At 66.6% G+C, this 23,428-nt stretch carries 24 protein-coding genes; 13 read left to right on the forward strand and 11 right to left on the reverse strand.

Features of this window, described 5'->3' with window-relative positions; genetic code table 11:
- The first annotated feature begins 172 nt into the window (after positions 1-172).
- From QNN99_RS08150 to QNN99_RS08165, 4 genes are all read left to right on the forward strand, one after another.
- Entirely contained in the window at positions 173-1,135 is a 963-nt protein-coding gene (locus tag QNN99_RS08150; protein ID WP_229966095.1) for an aldo/keto reductase, read from the forward strand.
- A gap of 91 nt (positions 1,136-1,226) precedes the next feature.
- Positions 1,227-1,682 carry an ACT domain-containing protein gene (locus QNN99_RS08155; RefSeq protein ID WP_229965969.1) on the forward strand — a complete coding sequence of 152 codons (456 nt, stop codon included), beginning with the start codon at positions 1,227-1,229 and terminating at the stop codon, positions 1,680-1,682.
- Between the two features lie 187 nt (positions 1,683-1,869).
- A complete protein-coding gene (bsh, locus tag QNN99_RS08160; protein ID WP_229965970.1) occupies positions 1,870-2,817 on the forward strand; it encodes a choloylglycine hydrolase in 948 nt (315 codons plus the stop codon).
- Positions 2,818-3,082: 265 nt separating this feature from the next.
- The gene (locus tag QNN99_RS08165) at positions 3,083-3,682 is read left to right on the forward strand and encodes a PaaI family thioesterase (RefSeq protein WP_229965971.1); all 600 of its coding nucleotides are present in this window, start codon (positions 3,083-3,085) and stop codon (positions 3,680-3,682) included.
- A gap of 39 nt (positions 3,683-3,721) precedes the next feature.
- Here the strand turns inward: QNN99_RS08165 and QNN99_RS08170 are convergent, their stop codons facing one another.
- Entirely contained in the window at positions 3,722-4,492 is a 771-nt protein-coding gene (locus QNN99_RS08170; protein ID WP_229965972.1) for an IclR family transcriptional regulator, read from the reverse strand.
- A gap of 158 nt (positions 4,493-4,650) precedes the next feature.
- On the opposite strand from QNN99_RS08170, the gene QNN99_RS08175 reads away from it, so the two are divergent.
- Genes QNN99_RS08175 through QNN99_RS08205 form a run of 7 tightly spaced genes read left to right on the forward strand, consistent with a single transcriptional unit; the run spans position 4,651 to position 11,264 of the window.
- Positions 4,651-6,309, forward strand: coding sequence for an AMP-binding protein (locus QNN99_RS08175; protein ID WP_229965973.1), 1,659 nt, complete (start codon positions 4,651-4,653; stop codon positions 6,307-6,309).
- A complete protein-coding gene (locus QNN99_RS08180; RefSeq protein ID WP_229965974.1) occupies positions 6,309-6,893 on the forward strand; it encodes an FAS1-like dehydratase domain-containing protein in 585 nt (194 codons plus the stop codon). The genes QNN99_RS08175 and QNN99_RS08180 overlap by 1 nt, the downstream gene beginning before the upstream one ends.
- Positions 6,890-7,336 (forward strand): Zn-ribbon domain-containing OB-fold protein, encoded by a 447-nt coding sequence (locus QNN99_RS08185; protein ID WP_229965975.1) that lies wholly within the window; start codon positions 6,890-6,892, stop codon positions 7,334-7,336. Before QNN99_RS08180 ends, QNN99_RS08185 begins: the two co-directional genes overlap by 4 nt.
- Entirely contained in the window at positions 7,333-7,737 is a 405-nt protein-coding gene (locus tag QNN99_RS08190) for a MaoC/PaaZ C-terminal domain-containing protein (RefSeq protein WP_229965976.1), read from the forward strand. Before QNN99_RS08185 ends, QNN99_RS08190 begins: the two co-directional genes overlap by 4 nt.
- Positions 7,734-8,912 carry a lipid-transfer protein gene (locus tag QNN99_RS08195; RefSeq protein WP_229965977.1) on the forward strand — a complete coding sequence of 393 codons (1,179 nt, stop codon included), beginning with the start codon at positions 7,734-7,736 and terminating at the stop codon, positions 8,910-8,912. Before QNN99_RS08190 ends, QNN99_RS08195 begins: the two co-directional genes overlap by 4 nt.
- 32 nt (positions 8,913-8,944) lie before the next feature.
- Positions 8,945-10,162 (forward strand): acyl-CoA dehydrogenase family protein, encoded by a 1,218-nt coding sequence (locus tag QNN99_RS08200; RefSeq protein WP_229965978.1) that lies wholly within the window; start codon positions 8,945-8,947, stop codon positions 10,160-10,162.
- Entirely contained in the window at positions 10,143-11,264 is a 1,122-nt protein-coding gene (locus QNN99_RS08205) for an acyl-CoA dehydrogenase family protein (protein ID WP_229965979.1), read from the forward strand. Before QNN99_RS08200 ends, QNN99_RS08205 begins: the two co-directional genes overlap by 20 nt.
- Positions 11,265-11,365: 101 nt before the next feature.
- Here QNN99_RS08205 and QNN99_RS08210 read toward each other — a convergent pair whose 3' ends face one another.
- Together QNN99_RS08210 and QNN99_RS08215 are read right to left on the reverse strand one after the other, a co-directional pair.
- Positions 11,366-11,707: a hypothetical protein gene (locus QNN99_RS08210; RefSeq protein ID WP_229965980.1), complete on the reverse strand. Its 342-nt coding sequence runs from the start codon at positions 11,705-11,707 to the stop codon at positions 11,366-11,368.
- Between the two features lie 342 nt (positions 11,708-12,049).
- Positions 12,050-12,370, reverse strand: coding sequence for a CYTH domain-containing protein (locus tag QNN99_RS08215; RefSeq protein ID WP_331461770.1), 321 nt, complete (start codon positions 12,368-12,370; stop codon positions 12,050-12,052).
- Positions 12,371-12,615: 245 nt separating this feature from the next.
- Here QNN99_RS08215 and QNN99_RS08220 point away from each other — a divergent pair, with 245 nt between their 5' ends.
- Both QNN99_RS08220 and QNN99_RS08225 read left to right on the forward strand, forming a co-directional pair.
- Positions 12,616-13,005: a MerR family transcriptional regulator gene (locus QNN99_RS08220; protein WP_229965981.1), complete on the forward strand. Its 390-nt coding sequence runs from the start codon at positions 12,616-12,618 to the stop codon at positions 13,003-13,005.
- Positions 13,006-13,085: 80 nt separating this feature from the next.
- Positions 13,086-14,426 carry an NtaA/DmoA family FMN-dependent monooxygenase gene (locus QNN99_RS08225; RefSeq protein WP_229965982.1) on the forward strand — a complete coding sequence of 447 codons (1,341 nt, stop codon included), beginning with the start codon at positions 13,086-13,088 and terminating at the stop codon, positions 14,424-14,426.
- Positions 14,427-14,435: 9 nt separating this feature from the next.
- Here QNN99_RS08225 and QNN99_RS08230 read toward each other — a convergent pair whose 3' ends face one another.
- From QNN99_RS08230 to QNN99_RS08260, 8 genes are read right to left on the reverse strand one after another with little or no spacing between them, the layout of a single operon-like run.
- A complete protein-coding gene (locus QNN99_RS08230) occupies positions 14,436-15,848 on the reverse strand; it encodes an NtaA/DmoA family FMN-dependent monooxygenase (protein WP_229965983.1) in 1,413 nt (470 codons plus the stop codon).
- A complete protein-coding gene (locus QNN99_RS08235; RefSeq protein WP_229965984.1) occupies positions 15,841-16,905 on the reverse strand; it encodes an aldo/keto reductase in 1,065 nt (354 codons plus the stop codon). The genes QNN99_RS08230 and QNN99_RS08235 overlap by 8 nt, the downstream gene beginning before the upstream one ends.
- Positions 16,902-18,188, reverse strand: a complete 1,287-nt coding sequence (locus tag QNN99_RS08240; RefSeq protein ID WP_229965985.1) for an acyl-CoA dehydrogenase family protein — start codon at positions 18,186-18,188, stop codon at positions 16,902-16,904. Before QNN99_RS08240 ends, QNN99_RS08235 begins: the two co-directional genes overlap by 4 nt.
- Positions 18,185-18,643, reverse strand: coding sequence for an ATP-binding cassette domain-containing protein (locus QNN99_RS17415; protein ID WP_502858931.1), 459 nt, complete (start codon positions 18,641-18,643; stop codon positions 18,185-18,187). The genes QNN99_RS08240 and QNN99_RS17415 overlap by 4 nt, the downstream gene beginning before the upstream one ends.
- A complete protein-coding gene (locus QNN99_RS08245; protein ID WP_331461772.1) occupies positions 18,535-19,764 on the reverse strand; it encodes an ATP-binding cassette domain-containing protein in 1,230 nt (409 codons plus the stop codon). The genes QNN99_RS17415 and QNN99_RS08245 overlap by 109 nt, the downstream gene beginning before the upstream one ends.
- On the reverse strand, positions 19,761-20,618 hold the full coding sequence (locus tag QNN99_RS08250) for an ABC transporter permease (RefSeq protein ID WP_229965986.1): 858 nt from the start codon (positions 20,616-20,618) through the stop codon (positions 19,761-19,763). Before QNN99_RS08250 ends, QNN99_RS08245 begins: the two co-directional genes overlap by 4 nt.
- Positions 20,615-21,655, reverse strand: coding sequence for an ABC transporter permease (locus QNN99_RS08255; protein ID WP_229965987.1), 1,041 nt, complete (start codon positions 21,653-21,655; stop codon positions 20,615-20,617). Before QNN99_RS08255 ends, QNN99_RS08250 begins: the two co-directional genes overlap by 4 nt.
- A complete protein-coding gene (locus tag QNN99_RS08260) occupies positions 21,652-23,307 on the reverse strand; it encodes an ABC transporter substrate-binding protein (RefSeq protein ID WP_229965988.1) in 1,656 nt (551 codons plus the stop codon). Before QNN99_RS08260 ends, QNN99_RS08255 begins: the two co-directional genes overlap by 4 nt.
- Between the last annotated feature and the right edge of the window lie 121 nt (positions 23,308-23,428).

Consider the following 23,428-nt stretch of genomic DNA (forward strand, 5'->3'; position numbering starts at 1 on the left):
AAGGCTTCATGACGGAGTTCCCGAGATGTCATCGCACCGTTGCGGAGTTTGGTAGACGGTGGTCTCATCGAAACCTTGCGCGTCGAACAGACATAGACTGCACGCACGTTCGGTGGGCGTCTTGGACGCCGCTAGATCCATACTGCCGCTCGATCCATACCAAGGAGACATGATGCAGACACGAACATTGGGCACGCAGGGCCTGACCACTTCCGCCATCGGCTACGGCTCGATGGGAATCTCGCTTGCCTACGGTCCCGGTGATGAGCAGGAAGGCATTGCTGCAATCCGGAAAGCGCATGAGTTGGGCGTGACGTTCTTTGACACAGCCGAGCTGTACGGCTGGGGTGCGAACGAGGAAATTGTTGGCCGGGCCGTGAAGAGCTTCCGCGACGAGGTCGTCATCGCCACGAAGTTCGGCTTCACGCGCGACGGCGGTTTCGATAGCCGCCCGGAACACATCCGCGACGTCGTCGAGAACAGTTTGCGCCGTCTCGGAGTTGACCACATCGATGTGCTCTACCAGCACAGGGTGGACCCCAGCGTTCCCATCGAGGACGTCGCCGGAACCGTAAAGGAGCTTATCGATGCCGGCAAGGTGAAGTACTTCGGTCTCAGCGAAGCCGGCCCGGAGACCATGCGCCGCGCGCATGCCGTTCACCCCGTCTCGGCCCTTCAGACCGAGTACTCCCTCTTCGAACGCGACGTGGAGGTGCTGCTCCCCGTCCTGAACGAGCTCGGCATCGGCTTCGTGCCCTACTCGCCTCTCGGGCGCGGGTTCCTCACCGACACCGCGAAGCCCGCCGCCGAGTATGACGAGACCGACATGCGGAGCTGGGACGCCCGCTGGCAGCCCGGCAACTTCGAGAAGAACGTCGACGCCACCCGTAGGCTGACTGATCTCGCTGCAGCCAAGGACGCCACCGTGGCGCAGCTCGCCCTCGCCTGGCTGCTCGCGCAGGGAGAACATATCGTCCCGATCCCCGGCACCCGCAGCGCCAAGCGCGTCGAGGAAAACGTTGGCGCCGTCGACCTCAGCCTCACCGAAGCCGATCTAGCCCGCATCAGCGAGATCCTGCCGACCGGCGGCTTCGGAGCTCGCTATCCCGAGGGCATGAGCCCGACCTGGCAATAGTTGTGACGGTGGTCGGTCTTCTGCCATAGTGGCCGAGCGATTAGAGTGACGCCGTCGTGAGCGTCTTCCGCGACACCGAATCGGTGTAACCATGACCAAGAATCCAATCGGTGTGGCACCGGCAGCGAGCCTTACTCTTCTTCCGGACCATTTGAGCATTTACCGTTTCGATCCCCTTACCGCGTTGGATGACATTGGCCAGCTGTCTGGTCTGTGGTCGATCACCCGCACCCGCAAAGAGCTTTCCGTGGTCGCGGAAGAAAGTGCCTGTCTTACGGCGGACGATGTTGATTCAGGGTGGCGCTGCCTTTACGTTGACGGGCCGATTCCGTTCAACTTGGCCGGGATTGTTGCCGGCCTCACAACGGCGGTCGCCCAGCAGGGCTTACCAGTCTTCGTTTTATCGACTTTCGACAGTGACCTCCTACTCCTGCGCGGTGAATTTCTGGATCAGTCTCTGCAAGCCCTGCGAGACAAGGGTTATCTGATCCGACACCCGGAAGCGCAGGTCGACGTCGACCCCTCACGCGGAAAGCCGACAACCTGAATATGTGTGCGGCGTCGTCGTTTGGGGAGAGCACACTGCCGCCTGCTCGGGCTCTGGCCTAGCCTTGAAACGAACCGGCAGGGAGGCTGCGGGCCGGGTGGCCACCTCCGTTACTTCTTGAAGGCGTCCGGCAGGTCCCCCAAACATCGCAGCTTCTCGGAGCGTCACCATCAAAGGGAGCATCAATATGTGCACAGGCATCAGGTTCTCGGACGGCAGCGGCAACCTCTATTTCGCCCGCAACCTCGACTGGACATCCGATTTCGGGGAGAAGGTGGTGGTGACGCCCACCGGGTACGCCACCAAATCGCCCTTCGGCGCGGCGCCGAAGATCCAACATGCCGTCATTGGCATGGGCATTGTGGAGGAAGACACGCCGCTCTACTTCGACTGCGGCAATGACGCCGGCCTGGCGGTCGGCGGCCTTAACTTTCCGGGGTACGCGGAGTACGCGTCGGCACCGGTTGAAGGCGCGACGAATGTTGCCGCGTTTGAGTTTCCGCTCTGGGTGGCCTCCCAGTTCTCCAGTGTTGACGAGGTAGAGGCAGCCCTGGACAAGGTTGTCATTGTGGATCGGCCGATCAACGAGAAGTACCCGAGCTCGCTGCTGCACTGGTTGATCGGCGACTCGACGCGCGCCATCGTTGTGGAGTACACGCACGACGGCATGCACGTCTTCCACGACGACGTCGACGTCCTGGCAAACCAGCCCGGCTTCGGCTGGCACCACGAGAACCTGCGCAACTACCTCAATGCCTCGCCCGATTTCCCGGAGGAGGTCGTGCTCAACCAGGCGCACCTGGCCCCGTTCGGCTCGGGGTCGCTGATGCGGGGGATCCCCGGCGACTACTACTCGCCGTCGCGGTTTGTGCGCGCGGCCTACGTCCACGCGAACTACCCGCCCAAGACGAGCGAAGAGGAGAACGTCAGCCGCGCGTTCCATACCCTGCAGTCGGTCTCGATGGTGGACGGAAGCGCGGCCATGGGCTCGGGCGAGTTTGAAATAACCACCTACACCGGGCTTTTCTCGTCCCGGACCACGACCTACTACTGGAACACCTATGAAGATCCGGCAATCCGCAGCGTAGCGATGGCCGACCATGCGGCGGATGGAACGGACCTCGTGGTCGTCTAGCTCTCCGCTCCGGCACGAGAAGATCCCTGTGCGTCGAGGGCGCGGAAGCGCCGCCTCACCTCGCAGGTATCAGTGCCAGCGGTACAAGTCGCAGCCTCGAGAGAGTTTCGCTTCCTTGATCACCTCCATCTTGGGCTCCGGTTAGCGAACGAGGCGAGCAGCCTCCGCGTCGGTGGGCCCGGGGACACCCCTTGACCGCCCTGCACCATTTCATTCAGTGGGACGCGGCCGCTTCCGGCAGCGGCCACCGCGTAGCGTGCACGCCATGGAAAATGACCGGGAATACGGGCCGTCAAACACAGCAGACACCCTGATGGCCGCCACCCGCCGGTTGATGCTCGCCGCAACGACGACAACAGTGTCAGAGCAGCAGATGCTGAAGGCAGCAGAGCGGCTGGACGGGATCAGCTCACGGCTGGAGGCCAGCCGCGCACCCCGGATGCGACGCATTCCTTTCACGCCGGACCGGCAAAGCGAGGTCCGCTCGGGAGCCGGATGGCGCATGTTTCCGTACAACGCCCTGGGCATCCCCCAATTGATTGAGATCAGCAACGGTGAGGCGCGGTCACGCCTCCGGCTGAGCGCTGTCCACGAAGGGCCTCCGGACATGCTGCACGGCGGCTTCGGGGCGGCGCTTCTTGACGCGGTGCTCGGTGTCCTGGTGATGGCTGAAGTTACCCCGGCGTTCACCGCCGAGCTCACCCTGACGTTCCACCATCCCACCCCGATCGGCGAAGTCGTTGAGGTGTCCGGAAAGATCGTCGAGCTGAAGGCACGCACAGTCGTCGCCGAGGGAGCCATCAGCCACAACGGGCGCGCCACGCTCAGTGCACGGGGGATCTTCGTTCCGGCGAGCAGGCCGTGAGCGCCAGCACTCACTCAGGGCGGCCGGCGGGCCCGGCTGTCATAACCGCTCGCTGCCAGCGGTGCTGTCGTGAAGCGCTGCAGTTATGGCATCGGCGGCACGCCGGACCAGCGGCCCGACGCTCTGCAGCGGAATGCTCCCCCGGCGCGCAACCGAGACCGCACCAACCGGCCCCTCCGGACCAAGGATGGCAGCACCCACGGAGCTGACGCCACTGGCACCGCCGCTGCCGTCGCGGTAAGCGACGCCTCCGCGCCGTCGAACAATCCCCAGATCCCGGTGCAGAACATCACGCCCGCCGGAACGATTGGCCCCGGCGTGATCAATGACGGCGTCAACCTCCTGGGGCGCCAGCCAGGACAGCATCGCCATTCCGGAGGTGGATTCCGGGGCGAAGATCCTGGTGCCGATCCGTGTTGGCACGCTGGATTCGGCTCCGGCGCCGATCCTGTCCACATAGTCCACGAAGCCCCCGTGCATGATCCCGAGGTGGGCAACACAGCCGGTCTTGCCGGCCAGCTCGCTCAGCACCGGAGACGCGGCGGCCCGCAGTCCGTCAAAATCCGCCAAAACGCCGCGGTACGCCAAGCGCGGGCCCAGCACATAGCCCTCCGCCTCGTGCCCCACCCAGCCCAGGTCTGCCAGCTGGCGGAGTAGCCGGAACGTCGTCGAGCGCGGAAGCCCGGTAATTCCTGCGACGTCCTCGAGCATGAGGTGGCCTGGCGCCTCGCCCAGGCAGTCCATGATCAGGGTGACGCGCTCGAGTACGCCGCTGCGTGGTCCCGCGTCCTCTTGCTGTCCGTCAAACATGACTACAGCCTGCCCGGCGTTCCGACCGGCGCCTTGCCGATTCCACCCAGTGGGACGACGGCGGGAGCACGGTGGAAGATCACCTAGCGTAAGGCGAAACGTTGTGACAACAAGGAGAAGATGCGGTGCGAACGTACGCTGAAGTAGTTCGAGGGCGCGTGCATGATGAGCATGAGGGTCTTCGCTTCGAGGGGCGGAGCTGGAGTTGGGCCGAGGTCGTCGCCGAGGCTGCAGCTAGGGCGGCCATCCTGGACACGATCGAGCCTGGAGCCGGACGCAGCCAGGTCCATGTGGGGATCCTGCTGCAGAACACTCCCGATTTCGTCTTTTGGCTGCTGGCTGCAGGGCTGAGCGGCGACGTCGTCGTCGGCATTAATCCCACCCGCCGCGGGGCCGAGCTCACGCACGACATGGCCCATGCTGACTGCGATCTGCTGATCAGCGAGCCGCTCTACCTGGCCGCAGACGACCGCCCCGAACTTCCGGTGCCCGCCGACCGCATCTTCGATGTGGAGTCTGCTGCCTATGCCGAGCTGATCTCCGCCCACGCCGGCTCGCCGCTGCCGGCGGAGATTCCGGACCCGGCAGCGATCTACCTGCTGCTGTTCAGCTCCGGTTCCACCGGCGCCCCCAAAGCCGTGATCTGCACCCAGGGCCGCCTCGGTGCCCTGACCCCGAACTTGAAGGATCGCATCTCGCTGCACCGCGATTCGGTCAGCTTCCTTCATCTGCCGTTGTTCCACGGCCACTCCATCATGATGAACCTGGCGACTGCCGCCGAGGTGGGCGCAACAGTGGTCATGGTGCGGAAATTCTCGGCCACCCGATTCTCCAGCGACCTCCGGGAGCACAAGGTCACCTTCGTCAACTACGTCGGTCGCGTGCTGAGTTACGTGCTGGCCCAACCGGAGGATCCGGCCGACGCCGACAACTCCCTGGAAGCGGTTTTCGGTTCCGAGGCTTCCCCCGCCGAGGCCGCGGCCTTCCGCGAGCGTTTCGGCTGCGAGGTTCGCGAGGGTTTCGGCTCCAGCGAGGGCATCGTGCGCATCGTGCCCGTGCCGGGCACCCCCGCCGGGTCGCTGGGGCTTCCCGCTCCGGGCATGATTGTGGAAGTCCGCTCCGACGACAACGTCGAGCTCCCCCGGGCCCGGTTTGATGAAAGCGGCCGGCTGCTTAACGCCGAAGAGGCCACCGGCGAGATCGTCGTGGTCGGCGCCGGGCCCCGGTTCGAGGGCTATTACAAGAACCCGGAAGCGATGGCGGACCGGCTGCGGTTCGGCGGCGAAGACTTCTGGACCGGCGACCTGGCCTACCGCGATGAGGACGGCTACTTCTACTTCGGGGGGCGAACCGCCGACTGGCTGCGGGTGGACGGAGAGAATTTCGGCACCGCACCCATCGAACGCATCATCTCGCGCCACCCGTCAGTCTCCGGCGCGCACGCCTACGCCGTGCCCGATCCGCGCACCGGCGACCAGCTCATGGTCACCCTGGTGCTGCACCCGGGTGCCCAGTTTGATCCTCTCGACTTCGCGGCCTTCCTGGACGCGCAGCCGGACCTGGGCACCAAGTGGCGTCCGACGTTCGTGCGGATCGTCGACAAGGCACCCACCACGGCGAACGTGAAGATCGACAAGGCGCCGCTGCGCAAGACCGCGTGGGAGGCCGACGACGTGTGGTGGGCTGCCAGCCGCACCAGCCCGTTTGTCCCGCTGGACCAGGAGCTGCGCGAAACGATTCGCGCCGAATTCATCGCCGCCGGCCGCATCAATTCCCTGCCGGCAGCATCGCAGGCTCTCGTCGGGGCAGGTGCCTGATGCCGACTCTGGAAGAGAGCCAGCGCGGCGCAGCAGCACACGCCCTCAGCGCCGAAGACCTCCAGCGGTTCGTCGGCACGGTCGCCGAACCACCCCGGGTGGCCAGGTACGCAGTCTCGGAAGCAATGATCCGCAACTGGGCCGAGGCCCTCGACGATCGGAATCCGGTCTACGTTGACGACGCCGCGGCACAGGAAACCGGCCGCAGCGGGGTGATCGCTCCCCCGGCCATGGTCTCCACCTGGATCATGTCGGGATACCGCCGATGGCGTGAAGTGCAGCTCGCCCGCAGGGACGGCGTGGTCGAAGAGACCCCGTACTCCGAGTTGTTGTTTCTGCTCGACAAGGCGGGGTACACCTCGGTGGTCGCCACCGAGCTGGAGCAGCATTACGAGCGCGAACTGACCGTGGGAATGCACGTGACCTGCCACTACACCATTGACTCCATTGTCGGCCCAAAGAAGACAGGGCTCGGCGAGGGATACTTCATCACTCTCGGAAAGCGCTACGAAGACGCCGAACAGGCAACCATCACAACCGAACAGTTCACGCTGCTGCGGTTCCGGCCCAAGGAGACAGCATGACAGCCCCGGGAACAGCAGTTCCGCCGCTCGTGCGGACGCACGACAACGTGTTCTGGTTTGACGCCGCGGCCGAAGGGCGCCTAGTCGTGCAACGCTGCACCGACTGCAGCACGCTGCGCCATCCGCCGGCACCCACCTGCCCGCAGTGCCGCTCGTTCGAGTGGGACTCGGTGGAATCGAACCGGCAGGGCACCCTGCACAGCTGGACCGTTGTGCACCATCCCCAGGATCCGGCCTTCACCTACCCGCTGCTGGTCGGTCTCGTGGATCTGGACACTGGAACCCGATTGGTGGCCGATTTCGAGCCGACCGACCATGACGACCTCGCCATCGGCTGCGCCGTCGAGGTGTACTTTGCCGAGCACGCCCACGGCGAGAAACTGCCGCGGCTCCGGCTGCGGCGCGAAACAACGAACGCTACACAGCAGCAAGGAGCGTCATGAGCAAGCTTAAACTCGGAGATCAACTTCCCGAGCTCGACATCCCGATCGACCGCAGCTTCATCGTGGCCGGCGCCATTGCCTCGCAGGACTTCGAGGACGTGCACCACGATCCGGATGCCGCCCGGCGCGGCGGCTCCCCGGACATCTTCATCAGCATCAATTCGAGCAACGGCGTGCTGGGCCGTTATGTCACGGATTGGGCCGGGCCCGCCGCGCGGCTGCGTTCGGTCAAGCTGCGCCTCGGGGTTCCCCTCTATCCGGGTGACGTGCTGCACCTGACCGGAGAAATCGTGGGGCACGATGCAACGCAGGCCACGGTGAAGGTCGTCGGCTCGCATGCCCGCGGCGCGCACCTCACGGCCACGGTGAGCGTGAGCCTGCCGGCGGAGGCTGCAGCATGAGCGGCTTTTCGGGCCGGGCGGCCATTGCGGGCATCGGCGCCACCGAGTTTTCCAAGGACTCCGGGCGCAGTGAATGGCGGCTCGCTTGCGAAGCAGTGCTGGCCGCACTGGCCGATGCCCAAATCGGAGTGGAGGAAGTCGACGGGTTCTCCCTGTTCTCCATGGAAAACAATCCGGAGATTGCCGTTGCCAGGGCGCTCGGCATCCCGGAGCTGAAGTTCTTCAGCCGCATTCCGCATGGCGGCGGCGGAGCCTGCGCTCCGGTGCAGCAGGCAGCGATGGCGGTGGCCAGCGGTGTCGCTGACGTCGTCGTCGTCTACCGGGCCTTCAACGAGCGTTCCGGCCACCGTTTCGGCTCCGGTCCGCCGCAGTTTGCCTACGCCCAAACCACCGACCAGGAGTACCGGAACTGGATCAATCCGTACGGGCTGCTGACGCCCGCGGCCCAGGAAGCTTTCCTGGCCCGGCGCTACATGCATGAGTTCGGCGCCACCAGTGCCGACTTCGGGCAGATTTCCGTCCTCTCGCGCAAGCACGCGGCCAACAACCCAAATGCGTGGTTCCACAACCGCCCCATTACGATCGAGGACCATCAGGCCTCCCGGTTCATCGCCGACCCCCTGCGCCTGCTGGACTGCTGCCAGGAGACCGACGGCGGACAGGCGCTGGTGATCGTGAGCGCCGAACGCGCCCGCGACCTGCCGCATCCGCCGGCGATCATCACTGCCGCGGCACAGGGTGTGGGACCGCAGCAGATTTCCATGTCCAGCTACTACCGGGACAATATCGACGAGATGCCGGAAGTGGAGCTCGTGGCACGGCAACTGTGGCAGCAGGCAGGACACGGGCCCGAGGGCATCGACGCCGCCATCCTGTATGACGCCTTCACCCCCATGGTCCTGCTCCAGCTCGAGGAGTACGGGTTCTGCAAACGCGGTGAAGCCAAGGACATGATCGCCGACGGCGCACTGGAACTTACCGGCAGCCTGCCGATCAACACCCACGGCGGGCAGCTCGGTGAAGGTTACATGCACGGCGTCAACGGCATCGCCGAAGGCGTCCGCCTCATCCGCGGCACCTCGACCAACCAGCCGGCCAAGACCCTCGCCAACGTGCTGGTCACCGGCGGCTCGCCGGTGCCGCACAGCGCACTCGTACTCGCCAGCGACCGCTGAGCCCAATGACTACTGAGCCCCAGGAGCGAAAAATGAACCCCGATCTCTCACCGGCGGCGAAGCAGCTGCGCACCGACCTGCGCGCCTACTTCGCCGACATCATCAGCGCCGAGGATGCCCGCGACCTCGTGCACCAGACGGAAGGCGGCCCCACCTTCACCCGGATCCTCAAACAAATGGGCGCCGACGGCTGGCTGGGCCTCGGCTGGCCGGAGGAATTCGGCGGGCGGGGCGTGGACCCGGAAGCCCAGTTCGTGTTCTACGACGAGGTGATCCGCGCCAACGCGCCGCTGTCCCTGGTCAGCCTCAACACCGTCGCCCCCGCGCTGATGAAATACGGCACGGCCGAGCAGAAAGAGTTCTTCCTGCCGCCGATCCTCGCCGGCGAGCTGACCTTCGCGATCGGCTACTCCGAACCCGGCGCCGGCACCGACCTCGCGTCCCTGCGCACGACGGCGCGGATCGAGGGCGACGAGCTTGTCATCAACGGGAACAAGCTGTTCACCAGTGCCGGAATCTTCGCCGACTGGATCTGGCTGGCCGTGCGCACCGACCCGGACGCACCGCGCCACAAGGGCATCTCGGTGGTCATGGTGCCTACCTCGGCGCCGGGTTTCTCCGCCACCGAGATCCACACCGTCGGCGGCATCAGCACCGCCGCCACGTACTACCAGGACGTGCGGATTCCGCTCAGCAACGTCGTTGGCGAGCTCAACGGCGGCTGGCGCATGATCACCAACCAGCTCAACCATGAGCGGGTCGCACTGGCGGCCCGCGGCGGCATTGCGAACGAGATGCTGGGACTGGTGGTGGAGTGGGCCCGCACCGAGCCGCTGGGCTCCGGCCACGTCATCGACCTGCCGTGGGTACGCTCCACGCTCGCCGAGGTGTACGCGCTGCTCTCCGCAGCTGATCTGGTCAACCTGCGCCTGGTTGCCGACGTCGCGGCGGGCACCCTCACCGGCGGCGACGCCGCCGCCGCGAAGGTGATCGGTACCGAAACCGTCGTGGAGGTCTACGGCAAGCTGCAGGAAGTACTCGGCGTGGCAGGCCTGCTGCGCGCCGGCTCTCCGGGCGCCGCCATTTCCGGCCGCGTCGAGACGCTGGCACGTCGGGCACAGAACAATACCTTCGGCGGAGGCAGCAACGAGGTCCTGCGGGACATCGTCGCGGCCAAGGCGCTCGGAATGACACTGGCGGCACGCCGCCAAGAGAAGAAAGAAGACTCCAATGCAGTTCGAACTCGATGAAGACCTGCGCGAAGCAGCGCAGCTTGCGGACGAAATCTTCGCCTCACTGGCCACGCTCCAGCGCGTGCGCGACGTCGAGCGTGAGCTCGGCGGCCACGATGAGACGCTCTGGAGCGCCCTGGCCGAGAGCGGCATCCTGGGACTCGCGCTTCCCGAGGAGTTCGGCGGCTCCGGGCTGGGCATGCTGGGCCTGACTGCAGTGCTTGAGCAGCAGGGACGCCGGGTGGCACCGGTGCCGCTGGCCTCCGCCGTCGCCATGGCCGCCCTGCCGCTCGCGAACTGGGGAACCGAGGAGCAGCGGCAGCGCTGGCTGCCCGGTTTCCTTGACGGTTCGGAACTGATCGTCGGAGCAATCGACGCCGGCGTGGACGGGGACAATGCGGTTCGCGGCGAACGCGACGGTGCGGGCTGGCGGCTGAACGGCGTGCTCGCCGCGGTGCCGGGGGCCACGGCCGCCGCTGCCCTGCTTGTGCCGGTGATGACGGAGACCGGCGTGGTCGCTGCTCTTCTGCCGGTGGACCGCGACGGAGTTCACCGCGAGAGCATCGCGATGACGAACCAGGGGGCCGCAGCCACGGTCACGCTCACCAACGTTCACGTTGACGCCGCTGAGCTGCTTACCGGCGAGGGCGCTCCGGTCCGGCAGGCCCGGCTGCTCGGACGGATCGCGTTGGCGGCCGTCCAGGCGGGTGTCTGTGAGGAAGCGATCAGAATTACTGCTGCCTACACCTCGGAGCGGATTCAGTTCGATCGTCCGCTCTCGACCAATCAGGCTGTCTCGGCCCGAGCCGCGGATGCGCACTTGGACGCCGAGCGGATCAAGCTCACCACCCGCCGTGCGGCCTGGCTCGTTGATCAGGAACATGCTGACGCGGAGTCGGCGTCGCTCGTCGCTTCCTGGTGGGCGGCACAGGGCGGCCTGCGCGTTGTGCACGCCACGCAGCACCTGCACGGCGGCATGGGCGCCGACATCGACTATTCGATCCACCGGTACTTCCTGTGGGGCCGGCAGAACGCCTATTCCCTGGGCAGCGCACCGGCGCTGATGGCCGAACTTGGATCGATGATCGAAACCCTGCCCATGATCGGAACTCCTGCCTGACCTCTGCTCCTCGCAGCTGGTGGCGGCGCACCAGCAATGACCAATGGCCCCGGATCTTCCGGGGCCATTGGGCATTTGGGGATGCTAAGAAGCTTCGGCTGTCAGGAACTTGGCAATGTCCGCCGCTTCTCAGCGCCGGTCTTTTGTTCGAAGACGTCCATGTACTCCTCGGTGTCGTTGCCGCGGATCACCAGGTCCGTGCGGCCCTGGTACAGCTGCCCCTGAACAAACTTGTTGGTTCGGATCAGCCGGGGAAGGGTCTCGGGAGATTCGGCCGTCCCTGCGCCGTCGCCGCTGGAACCGGGAGCGGTCGCGTCGGCGGGTGCAGTTGCATGGGCCGATGCGGTCGCCTCTTTGGCTGCGGCCGCTCCCGCACCCTGCGGTCCGCCGCCCTTGCCGGACAGGGCCTGCAGGCTGGAATTGCCCTTGAGTCTCAGTTCCACATTTTCCAGCGTGCTGCCGTCGATGGTGACGGTTGCGGAGATCCAGTCCTTGTCGCCCGACTCCGACTACGGCAAGCATCGCCCGGTAGTCCTCGTCGCTGAACTGCACGCTGATCTCATGCACTGTGCCGTCATCGAAAAATGCCGTTGCCTCGGAGTTCTGGCCGGTCCCTGTGCCGGTACCGGCCGTTGAACAGCCGCCAATGGCCAGAGCGACCGCCAACCCGGCAGCAGTCAGTGCGGTGCGCGGCCAGCGCGAACGGCAGGGCCTGCCGTTCGGTGTGGTGTCAAGAACATTGGAGAGCCCTTAATTGTGAATCCGGTGGGAAGAGTCGGCACTTTTTACCCGGCGGAGGCCGGGCGCAGCGTGAGGTCGCGCATCAGAGTCCGGTGCCAGCGGTTGGACGGCAGGCCCGGGCAAAGGGCGGCGAGGCCGGTGGCGAACTTGGAAATGCGTGAGGGGCGCACGCCGTGGGCCCACAGGTGCCGGTCCAGGGCCCCGGCGGCGGATCCCGACTTGGTTTCCACCACCACTTTCCGGTCCAGTGTCGAGCCGGGGTGGCCGGGCAGGCTCCAGGTGACGTCGGAATCGATGGTGGCCCGGCCGAAAGTCAGCATAAAAATTGCGGCGAGGTCCGCCGCAACAAGGATCAGGATATTCATCTTCTATTCTCCGAGCGTTTGACTGGGGGCGCGCACTCATCCTCCCGCTCGTTGCTATGACGGACCTCTGCGAGGTCACAGGGTCGGCACAGGGCAGTGGCTGCGCCGGTTTTCCAGAAGGCCGGGAGACTTTTGGCTAGAGCTTTGCCAGTCCGCCACGGGCCGTGTTCTGGTGACGGAACGGCTGGGTATAGTCTCAACTTTGTCATTCCTGTGAAGGTTCAGTCGGAAACGGAACGGAAGCCATGCGCATCGGTGAACTGGCACGAAAGACCGGGGTACCTGCCCGGATGCTGCGGTATTACGAGGAACAGGGCCTGATCAGCCCCCAGCGCCTGCAGAACGGATACCGCGTCTACGACGACTACCTCGTGGACAGGGTGCAGAAGATCCGCGGGCTGGTGGACTCGGGAATCCCGACCCGCATTGTTGCCGATATTCTGCCGTGCCTGGACAAGCCGCAGAGCATTGTCGTGGATGACCCGGACCCGGAGCTGAAAGAGCTCCTACTGGTGGAGCGGGACCGGATGAGCGTGAAGATTGACTTCCTGATCCAGAACCGGGACGCGATCACCCGCTACGTTGAGGCCCTGGACCGCGCCGCGGCAGCGTCGCAGGAGTCCGCCGCGAGCTAGGTCCCCTCGCTGGCACACGGACCAGTCACCACCTTCCCGATTTGACCTTGACACTAATGGCAAGGTTGCACCATTAGTGCATGACTAAAAGAACGCTCAAGAGCCAGCGCGCAATGATTCTTGGCATGCACCTCAACAACGGCTACGGTTCCCAGCCCTCCGCCTGGCGGATGCCCGGCGTTGATCCGTCCAACTACACGAGCTACGACGCGCTGGTCCGGTACGCGCAGGCTGCTGAACGAGGGAAAGTCGCTTTCCTGTTCCTCCCAGACACCCCCGCCCTGACCAGCGACGTGAACCACGACGCCCCGCAGATGACCCTGGACCCGATGATGGCCCTGGCGGCCATCGCCCGGGGAACCGAACGCATCGGCCTCGTTGCCACCGGATCCACGACCTTCAACGAGCCCTACAACATCGCCCGGCAGTTCAAGGCACTTGACGTCCTGAGCCACGGCCGCGCCGGCTGGAATGCCGTAACCACCAGCGACCCCTCGGCTGCTGCGAACTTCGGCCAGGAAATTGCTCCGCGCCCGGAGCGCTACCAGCGTGCACACGAGACGATCCAGATCGCCCAGGCGCTGTGGGGAAGCTGGGAGAAAGACGCCTGGACCAGGAACAAGGAAACCGGACGTTTCGCTGATGCCTCGAAAATCCGTCCCGTCGACCTCCGGGGCGGGATCGTCTCCTCACGCGGCCCGCTGCCCATTCCGCCGTCCGAGCAGGGACAACCCGTCATCTTCTCTGCAGGTGGGGGCGAGTACGGGCTGGGACTGGCCGGGCGGTACGCCAGCGGAGTCATCGGCGCGGCCTTCACCATCGAGGACGCACGCGCCCAACGTGAGGCAGCCCGCGATGCGGCCCGCCGGTCAGGACGCAACCCGGACGAAATCAAGTATTTCGCCGGCCTCATGCCGGCCATCGGCGCCACCAAGCGCGCAGCACTGGACCGGCGGCTCATGCTCGGCGAACGGATCTTCCCGCAACGGGTTCCCTACCTCGGGTCAATGCTCGGACTGAACCTGGAACCCAGCCAGCTGGATCAGCCCCTGACCCCGCACCAACTGGCAGCGGCACAGGCAAGTCCGTTCGATCCGCGTTCCCTCCGGGCCCTCGAGGTCGCCCGCGAAGGCTGGACCATTCGCGACATCCTGGCCCACGGCATCATCGACTACCACCCCACCCCGGTCGGCGATGCAACCGTCACCGCGGACCACATGCAGGAATGGTTCGAGGCAGAAGCAGTGGACGGATTCTGGGTATCCGTCGATGTCTACGAGGACGGCGTCGACACCTTCGTAGACGAGGTCGTACCGATTCTTCAGGAACGCGGCCTCATGGCCGCCGACTACGAAGGAAGCACTCTCCGGGACCACCTCGGAGTGCCGGATCAGTACGGGCTCGACAGCAGAGTCCAGTAACTCTTCCGGTTAGGAGACGGCAAGAATGTCGTCGACGTCGTTGCTGCCCAAATTCCGGCCGCCGCGGTACCGGGCGCCAAAGTGTTCCTGCGGCAGACGGGCACGGCCGGGGCCGAAGATCCGCTCCCGCAGGGTCTCCCCCGCCGTATAGCCTTCCCGCAGCCGGCCGCGGCGCCGCAGTTCGGGCACCACCAGCTCACCGAAGTCCCGTGCCGTGCCGAAGGAGTGGTACTGGCGCAGGTTGATGCCGTCGATGCCGTCCCCGTCGAGCCAGCGTTCAATTTCGTCCGCCACCACGCCGGGGGTGCCGGCCACAAAGTACCTGCCTTCCCGTGAGCTGCTCACGTTCTTCAGCAGCTCACCGGCGGTGGCTCCCGGTGCCAGGGTGCGGGCCAGCGGAGTGTCCTGCTTGCCCTCCCGCCGCAGAATCTCGGCGACCGGGGTCTCGGGCGGATACGCGGCCGGATCGATCGCATAACCGCCGTGGGCCAGGATGCCGTCCACACTGGAATGGGCCCGGTAGGCCTGCAGCTTCTTCGCCACCTCGCGATCTGTCCGGCCCACCACCACTCCGGCCTGCACGATGTACCGGAGCGACCCGGATCCCCTGCCGTGCCCGGCGGCAGCAGTGTCCATGGCGGCGGCGTTGGCCCGGAACCCAGCGGCCGTGCGGCCTCCGGTAAAGACCACCTCGGCATGCTTGCCGGCGAAGGAAATGCCGGCCGGCGAGCCGGTGGCCTGGAACAGCACCGGCGTGCGCTGCAGCGACGGGGCGGTCAGGTGCGGTCCGGCCACTGAAAAGTTCTCACCGCGGTGGTTGATGTAGCGGACCCGGTCCGGATCGGAATAGACCCGAGTACTGCGGTCAGCCAGCACCGCGCCGTCGTCCCATGACCCCTCCCAGAGCTTGTAGAGCACGTCCAGGTACTCGTCGGCGATCTCGTACCGCCGGTCATGCGGAATCTCCTCGGCCAGACCGAAGTTGCGGGCAGCATTGGGCAGATAGGAGGTGACGATGTTCCAGCCCACCCGTCCGCGGGTGAGATGGTCCAGCGTGCTCATCCGCCGGGCGAAGGCGAAGGGCGGCTCGTAGCTGGTGGAAAAGGTGGCGCCGAACCCCACATGGCGGGTGACGGCGGCCATGGCCGGAATCAGCGTCAGCGGATCCAGGTTCGGGATCTGCAGCCCCTCGCGCAGCGCCGTCGCCGGGCCGCCGCGGAACACATCGTAGGCGCCGACGACGTCGGCCAGGAAGATCGCGTCGAATCCCGCCTCCTCGCTCACCTGCGCCACCTCGGTCCAGTAATCGATGTCCGCCGTGCGGTGCCGGTTGTTGTCCTCGAGCACCCACAGGCCGTGCGTGATGTGGCTGACGCAGGCCATCTCGAACAGGTTGACGGTCAGTTTTTTCGGTTCACGCACGGGAAGCCTCCTCGACGGTTCCAGCATTGACGGTTGCAGCGTTCAGTTCCGGTTCCAGCAGTTCCCGGCCCCGGGAGATGTAGAGCGGATCGGCAGCCCGGTCCCCGGCCACCCGGGCGGACAGGCCGTCCAGCGCCGCTACCGCGGCCGGTGACAGGTCCAGTGCGGCGGCGGACAGGTTCTCGAGGATCCTTCCGGCCCGGCGGGTGCCCGGAATGGGAACTGCGGCCAGGCCGAGGCGCCGCCCGGAATGGTGGACCCAGGCCAGGACCAGCTGCGCCGCGGTAATGCCTTCAGCAGCCGCCGTCCGGTTGATGACCTCCAGCAACGGCACGTTCCGTGAGAGTTCGAGCGGACCGAAGCGTGGAAAGCGCCGCCGCAGATCGCCGTCGGGGAGGTCGCCGGCACTGCCCACGGCGCCGGTGAGGAACCCGCGGCCCAGTGGCGAATACGCCACGAAGCCGACGCCGAGTCCGGCGGCGGCCGGAAGCAGCCTGTCCTCCACGTCCCGGCTGAACACGGACCATTCGCTTTGCACCGCCGCGATGGGATGCACCGCAGCGGCCCGCACCAGCTCTCCGGCGGTGACCTCGGACAGTCCGATGTGCCGGATCTTGCCCTCGCGGACCAGCTCGGCGAGGGCTCCGGTGGTTTCCTCGATGGGCACGCGCGGATCCACCCGGTGGTAGTAGTAGAGGTCGACGGCGTCGGTTCCCAGCCGCCGCAGGCTCGCTTCCAGCGAGGTGCGGACGTAGGCAGGGTCGCCCTGCGCCTTCGGCCCGCCGGGCCCGGGATCGGAGAGGATCCCGAATTTCGTGGCGATCTGCACCTCATCGCGGCGGGTCTTCAGGATGCCGGCGAACAGCTCTTCGTTGCCGCCGCTTCCGTAGATGTCCGCGGTGTCGAGCAACGTGATGCCCGCGTCGATGGCAGTGTTGATGGTCAGCAGGGATTCCCGTTTGTCCGCCTGCCCGTACACGCTGCTGAAGACCATGCCGCCCAGTCCCTGTTCGGAGGTGACCAGCCCGTCGCCGAGCGTGATCCGCCGCGCCGTCATCGGGTCTCCCCCGCAGTGCTGCCGGCGGCTGCAGCCGTGGCCGGTCCCGCAGGACCGGGGACCGCAGCACCGGGGTCAGCGGGTAGACGCCGCCAAGCGGGGAGCCGGCCGTTGAGGTGGTAGTCGCCCAGTTGCCGCGCCCGCTCGGCTGCCGGGTTGTGGGAGGCGATGGTGCGGGCATTGCGCCAGTGCCGGTCCAGGCCCCGCCGGGTGCTTACCGCCGAGGCTCCCCCGACCTCGAACAGTTCGCTGACCGCTTCCAGCACCAGCGGCAGGAGTGTCTGCTGGGTCTTGAAGACGCCGAGCTGGGCGCTGAGAAACGCGTCAGCAGCTTCCTCGCCGCGCCACCGGGCGGCCAGGGCGGCATCAAGCTCCTCCGCGTTGGCCAGCACTGCCGCGCGGGCCGTGTGGGCGACGGCGGACAGGCGGCCAACGCTGGCCTGCACCAGTTCGCTTTCCCGCGGCAGATGCTCTCCGGCCTGCGCAAAGATCCGCCGGCGCGGCCGGACAAAGTCGAGGGTGTCGGCCAGGGCCGCTTCCGCGATGCCGGCCACGGTGGCCAGCAGACACAGCTGGTAGATGCCGGTGATGTATTGGAACCGCTGGCCGTGGGGGCTGAAGACCTCAATGTCGGCGGGTGCCACCGGAACGTTGGTGAATGTGGTGGTGCCGCTGCCGGTGAGCTGCTGGCCGAAACCGTCCCAATCGTCCACCACCGCCACGCCCGGGTCCCGGGCGTCGACGGTGGCACCCACATAGTCCTCGCCGTCGAGGGCTGAGACATGGATCCAATCCGCGTAGATGCTGCCGGTCGTGTAGAACTTGCGTCCGTTGAGCAGGGCGCCGTCAGGGGTGCGGGTCAGCGCGGTGGCGATGTCGGTGGTCTCCCGCTGTTCGGACTGTGCGTTGCCGACCAGTCCCCCGCCCTTCAGCCGGGCCGCCCACCGTGCCTGGGCGGCGCCGTCGCCGTTGAACAACAGCGTTTCAATGAAGGCAATGTGGCCGCGGAAGAGGTGCGCGATGTTCGAGTCGGCAGCGGCCAGGTCGATCACGTTGCCGAAGAGCTCGGTGAGCGGAATCCGTCTGTCAGCCGTCAGGCGGCGGGACCCGAAGCCGATGCGCTGCAGCTCCTCAACGGTGCCGAACGGTAGCGAATGGTCGCGCTCGCGGGCAACTGCTTCGGCCCGCGCCCGAGCCCGAATGTCTGCGAAGGCCGAGGTGAAGGCCGGGACGTTTGGGCAGGAAGCGGCGGCTGCGCCGGCACTGGGAATGATCAGAGTCATGCGGAGGTCCTTTCAGCGAGGGTACTTTCGGCAGACGGGATCGGTCCGGCGGAGGGAACGCGTGCTGTGTCCCGCCCGGGAATCGAATTGATGAGGCGGCGCGTGTAGCTGTTGGTGCTGTTGGCAAAGATGTGGTCCACGGTTCCGGCGTCCACCAGCTGACCGCGCCGGAGCACCGAAACTTCGTCGGCGATCTGCCGCACCAGGCTAAGGTCATGCGAAATGAACAGGTAGGTCAGCCCGGCCTCTTCCCGCAGATGGAACAGCAGGTCGATGATGCGGGCCTGCACGGTGACGTCCAGGGCCGAGGTGGGCTCATCCAGGACCAGGATGTCCGGGGTGAGGATCAGCGCTCGGGCAATGGCAACGCGCTGGCGCTGGCCGCCGGAGATTTCGCGCGGCCTGCGCTCCAACAGCGAGAGCGGCAGCCCCACCCGGTCCAGCACCTGCGCCACCCGACCGGCCCGGGTTCCGGCTCCAGTTGCCGTCCGCCCACCGACACGGATCCGCCGCTGAAGCTCTCCAGCCCCGCCAGGACGCGGGCCACGGTGGTCTTGCCCGACCCGGATTCCCCGACCAGGGCGTGCGTGGAACCGGTGCGGACCGCGAAACTGACGCCGTCCACGGCGGCCGGCACGCCGTCGTCGTGCCCGTACCGCTTGACCAAACCGGAAACGACGACGGCTGTGTCCCGCTGCCGGGCCGCGGCGGCAGCAAGCCGGGTGCGGTACTTCTGCGGGCTGAGCGCAGGGGCGTCGGCGAACAGGGCCTGGGTATAGGAATCCGACGGAGCCGCCAGAATCTGTTCCGCGGGACCGGACTCCACGATCCGACCGTGGTTGAGCACGGCCAGTGCGTCGCTGCGGTCCCCGGCCAGCGCCAGATCGTGAGTGATGAAGAGGATGGCCAGGCCCAAACCGGCCTGCAGCTCGCCGAGCAGGTCCAGGATTCTCTTCTGCACGGTGACGTCCAAGGCGGAGGTGGGCTCATCGGCGATCAGCAGTTGCGGCCGTCCGGCGATCGCGATGGCGATGAGCACGCGCTGCAGCTGCCCGCCGGAGAGCTCGTGCGGATAGGAACGGATCCGCTGTTCCGGCTCCCGGATCCCGACCTTGCCGAGCAGGGCGATGGTCGCGGCAGTAATGCCGCCGGCGGCGGTGCCGGTGTGCAGCCGCAGCGCCTGCCCCAGCTGGGCGCCGATGGTCTGCAGCGGGTCCAGGGAGCTGAGCGGATCCTGCGGAATGTAGCCCACTCCGGTGCCGCGCAGCCGCCGCCAGTCCCGCCGGCGGAAAGCGGTGACGTCCTCTCCGCCCACCCGCACGCTGCCGGCGGTAATCCTGCCGTTGGCGGGCAGCAACCCGCTGGCGGCCAGCGCGAGGGTGCTTTTCCCGGATCCCGACTGGCCCACCAGGGACAGGGTTTGGCCGCGCTCCAGGCGCAGGTCCGCGCCGTGAACGACGTCGGCGGCGAGAGGACCGTTCCCGTAGGCGACGCTCAGGCCGCGGACTTCCAGCGCCGGAGCTGTGGCCGTTCGGGTTGCGACCGGGTTTGCGGTGATCTGGTCTGCGGTGCTCATTCGGATACCTCCCGTGTGTCGCGGAACAGGGCGCTGACGCGGCTGATGGAAAGCACGGTCAGGACGATGACGAGGCCGGGCAGGAGTGTCAGCCACGGCGAGGACACGATGTATTCGCGGCCTTCGGACACCAGCAGCCCCCATTCCGGATGCGGCGGCGGGGTGCCGTAGCCCAGGAAGCTGAGCGCGGCGATCCACAGGATGGCCGAGCCGAACTGCAGGGCCGTCATGGAGAGCACCGCGGTGTAGGAGTTGGGCAGCACATGCCGGAACAGGACGGTCGCGGGCCGGGCACCGATATGCTGTGCGGCCTCCACGAAGGTCAGGTTCCGCACGGTCAGCACTTCGGAGCGCATCAGGCGCGTGAAGGTGGCCACGGAGGCAATGCCGACGGCGATCGCGGCGTTGAGGGTGCCGAAGCCCAGGGCCACCACCACCATCATGGAGAGCAGCAGCCCGGGAATGGAGAGCAATACGTCCACGATCCGGCTGACCACCGCGTCGACCCAGGACCCGAAGTACGCCGCCACCAGCCCCAGCACCGAGCCGGCACCCAGTCCGATGGCTACGGCGACCAGGGACGCGCCGATGGTTTGGCCTGCGCCGTGGATGACCCGGGCCAGCAGGTCCCGCCCGAGATAGTCGGTGCCGAAGGGGTGGGCCGCCGTGGGTGCCAGCAGGGTGTTTCCCGGGGAGGCTTCGAGCGGATCGAACCGGGTGAGCAGTCCCGGCGCTGCTATAGCGGCCAGCAGCAGGAACAGGAAGCCCAGAGCCAGCCAGTCGGCCGGCGCCGCCGTGCGGGCTTTGGCGGTGAGCGGGGACGCGGCGGTTTTGGAAAGTGTTGTTGTGGTCATCGGGCCAGGGCCTCCGGTGCAGTCGACGGTCGAGGGGTGGACGGACTGTTGGTAACCGGTCGGATGGCGGATCGGCGGTTGTTCCGTTGCCGGGCCATCCGCGGATCAATGGCGGGATACAGGAGGTCGGTCAGCAGGTTGATGGTGGTGAAGACAACGGCCACCAGCATGACCACCGCCTGAACCACCGGCCCGTCCTGGGCACGGACCGCCTGTTCGGTCATGAAGCCCAGCCCGGAACGGTTGAAGACGGCCTCGGCGATGACCGACCCGGCCAGCAGTTCCCCGACCGTCAGCCCGAACAGGGTCAGTGCCGGGATCGAGGCGTTGCGCAGCACGTGGCCGGTGAAGATCCGGCCCTCGGGCACGCCCTTGGCGCGCAGGACCGTGATGAACGGTTCGTTGTAGGCCTTGCGCAGGCCGCGGATGAGCACCTGGGTGATCGGTGCGCTGACGCCGAAGGCCAGCGTGACGGCCGGCAGGAGCAGCGATTTGGCGCCCTCGTCGCGGATGGAGGAGAACCAGCCGAGCTGGTAGGCGAAAACCTGCAGCAGCAGCAGACCGGCCAGGAAGCTGGGGGTGGACAGGGAGAGCACCGGGAAGGCACCGGCCAGCCGGCGGACCATTTTCCACGGCGCCAGCACGGCGGCGGCCGCAATCACCAGGGACAGGGCCAGGGCCAGAACCAGGGCGACGGCGGCCAGCGCCACGGTTTCTCCCAGTCCCTGGCTGATCAGGTCGGCGACCGGGCGGCCGGTGGCCAGCGAGAATCCCAGGTCGCCCTGAAACAGGCGGGTCACCGAGATCCAGAACTGTTCCAGGGCGTTCCGGTCCAGGTTGTAGTAAGCGGTAATGGCTGCCGCCTGCTCTTCCGGGATGGGGTTCAGCGGGTTGTTGATGCGGCTGCCGATGGGGTCGCCGGGCAGGGCAAACAGAATGAAGTAGACGAACACGTAGGTCAGGGCGATGACCAGGAGGGACTGCCCGATGCGCGCGGCGATGACGGCGGTGACACCGGTGCCGGACGGGTTGCTCACTTGGTTTCCGTCCAGGTTTCGTAGAAGGACGGGCGTGCCTCGGCACCGAAGGTCAGTCCGTGGAGGGTGGGCTGCAGGGCGAAGATCTGGGAGTCGTCCAGGATGGGCAGTGCGTAGGCGGACTCGATGATGTGGTCCTGGATCCGGCCGAGGATTTCGGTGCGGGCCGTGGTGTCGGCAGCCGTCAGCTGCTCGGCGAGCAGGGCGTCCAGGACCGGGTCGGGCTGCTGGAGGTTGAAGGCATTCAGGTGGTCGCTGGAGTAGTTCACGGTGAGCCGGATCGGGTCAGCTTCCGGCCATCCGTTGCGCCGTGCGCCCACCGCGGGGTCCGCCAGCACCGTGGAGTAGTTGGCGTAGTCCGTCTCCTTGATTTCCAGGTTTACGCCCAGTTGTTTGAGCTGCCACTGGATCAGCTGGAAAAGGGGCTTGGACGTGCTGTCGAAAACGTCCACGTAGGTCAGGATGTGCAGCTGCTCGCCGTCGCGGGTACGGAACCCGTCGGCGTCCCTGCCGGTCCACCCGGCGTCGTCGAGCAGCTGGCCGGACTTTTCCGGATCAAAGGCCAGCTTCTCCGATTCGTCCTTGTACCCGAGGGATCCCGGGGTGAGGATGCTGGTGGCAGCGTTCCAGTTCTCCGTGTAGAGATCGGAGATGATCTGCTCCCGGTTGATGCCGTGCTGCAGTGCCTGCCGCACCCGGATGTCATCCAGGAACGGCGCGGACTGCCGCAGGTCCCAGACGTTGGCGTTGCCAACCCCCCGGGCGCTGATCACTTCCAAACCGGCCGCGGTCAGGGTCTGCTCTTCACTGGGTTGAACGTAGCGGATCAGGTCGGCCTCGCCGGCGCGCAGCGAGCCCAGCCGGACACTGTCCTCGGTGACCGGAATGATGGTGATCCGATCCAGGTAGGCCTCGCCCTGGTTTTCCAGGCCGGGCGGCGCCCACGCATATCCTTCCCGGCGGGTGAGGACGATTTCCTCTCCGTACTTTTCGGATTCCACGGTGAACGGGCCGCTGCCGATGATGCCGGTGAGCTGTGACTGCGCCTCGATCGGTGCGTTGATGGTTTCATCGGCGACCAGGCTGGTGCGCCAGAAGGAGAGCACATTCAGAAAGGGGGCGTGCGGGGTGGTGAGCTGCACCGTTACGGTCCGGGCGGCGTCGTCGGCCGTTACCGCCGAGACCTTCGGGAACCAGTTGTTCGCGGGGATGCCCTTGGCGCTGTCGCCGTTGGCCTGCCACTCCAGGTTCCGTTGAACCGCTGAAGCGTCCAGCACCTGGCCGTTGCTGAAGCTGGCGCCCTCCCGGATAAGGAAGGTGTAGGTCAGGCCGTCGTCGCTGACCGTCCACTCCTCCGCGATCCACGGCTTCAGTTCCAGTGTCTCGGGGTCGCGGTAGATCAACCGATCGGTGATGTTCTGGATGTAGGCGCTGTCCTGCCAGGTGCCGCTGCTCTGGAGCTGCGTGTTGGAGGACAGTTCGGCATCCAGGTACACCAGCTCGCCGCCGCGCCGATCGGTGGAATCGGAGGCGCTGCCCGGCTGCGTGCTGCAGCCGGAAGCGAGGACGGCGGTGATAAGGGACAGGATCAGCAGAGACGCGGCGGGAGCGGACACCGGACGCTTCCCGGTGAGTTTCCTGGACAGGTTCATGGTGCTGCTTTCTCTCGGAAGGGCTGGAGCAGATGCAGTGACAGGGGGTGCGGGCAAGCGCCGGCCGGGCAGGAGGATGCCCAGCGGGGAGCAGGAAGTCAGCCGGGCAGGAGGATGCCCG

Source organism: Arthrobacter sp. zg.Y820, from assembly GCF_030125555.1.
Taxonomy (GTDB): Bacteria; Actinomycetota; Actinomycetes; order Actinomycetales; family Micrococcaceae; genus Arthrobacter_B.

Coding starts and splice junctions, on each gene's coding strand:
- QNN99_RS08150 (WP_229966095.1), top strand. CDS start 173: ATGCAGACACGAACATTGGGCACGCAGGGCCTGACCACTTCCGCCATC.
- QNN99_RS08155 (WP_229965969.1), top strand. CDS start 1,227: ATGACCAAGAATCCAATCGGTGTGGCACCGGCAGCGAGCCTTACTCTT.
- bsh (WP_229965970.1), top strand. CDS start 1,870: ATGTGCACAGGCATCAGGTTCTCGGACGGCAGCGGCAACCTCTATTTC.
- QNN99_RS08165 (WP_229965971.1), top strand. CDS start 3,083: ATGGAAAATGACCGGGAATACGGGCCGTCAAACACAGCAGACACCCTG.
- QNN99_RS08170 (WP_229965972.1), bottom strand. CDS start 4,492: ATGTTTGACGGACAGCAAGAGGACGCGGGACCACGCAGCGGCGTACTC.
- QNN99_RS08180 (WP_229965974.1), top strand. CDS start 6,309: ATGCCGACTCTGGAAGAGAGCCAGCGCGGCGCAGCAGCACACGCCCTC.
- QNN99_RS08185 (WP_229965975.1), top strand. CDS start 6,890: ATGACAGCCCCGGGAACAGCAGTTCCGCCGCTCGTGCGGACGCACGAC.
- QNN99_RS08190 (WP_229965976.1), top strand. CDS start 7,333: ATGAGCAAGCTTAAACTCGGAGATCAACTTCCCGAGCTCGACATCCCG.
- QNN99_RS08195 (WP_229965977.1), top strand. CDS start 7,734: ATGAGCGGCTTTTCGGGCCGGGCGGCCATTGCGGGCATCGGCGCCACC.
- QNN99_RS08200 (WP_229965978.1), top strand. CDS start 8,945: ATGAACCCCGATCTCTCACCGGCGGCGAAGCAGCTGCGCACCGACCTG.
- QNN99_RS08205 (WP_229965979.1), top strand. CDS start 10,143: ATGCAGTTCGAACTCGATGAAGACCTGCGCGAAGCAGCGCAGCTTGCG.
- QNN99_RS08215 (WP_331461770.1), bottom strand. CDS start 12,370: ATGAATATCCTGATCCTTGTTGCGGCGGACCTCGCCGCAATTTTTATG.
- QNN99_RS08220 (WP_229965981.1), top strand. CDS start 12,616: ATGCGCATCGGTGAACTGGCACGAAAGACCGGGGTACCTGCCCGGATG.
- QNN99_RS08225 (WP_229965982.1), top strand. CDS start 13,086: ATGACTAAAAGAACGCTCAAGAGCCAGCGCGCAATGATTCTTGGCATG.
- QNN99_RS08235 (WP_229965984.1), bottom strand. CDS start 16,905: ATGACGGCGCGGCGGATCACGCTCGGCGACGGGCTGGTCACCTCCGAA.
- QNN99_RS08240 (WP_229965985.1), bottom strand. CDS start 18,188: ATGACTCTGATCATTCCCAGTGCCGGCGCAGCCGCCGCTTCCTGCCCA.
- QNN99_RS08245 (WP_331461772.1), bottom strand. CDS start 19,764: ATGAGCACCGCAGACCAGATCACCGCAAACCCGGTCGCAACCCGAACG.
- QNN99_RS08250 (WP_229965986.1), bottom strand. CDS start 20,618: ATGACCACAACAACACTTTCCAAAACCGCCGCGTCCCCGCTCACCGCC.
- QNN99_RS08260 (WP_229965988.1), bottom strand. CDS start 23,307: ATGAACCTGTCCAGGAAACTCACCGGGAAGCGTCCGGTGTCCGCTCCC.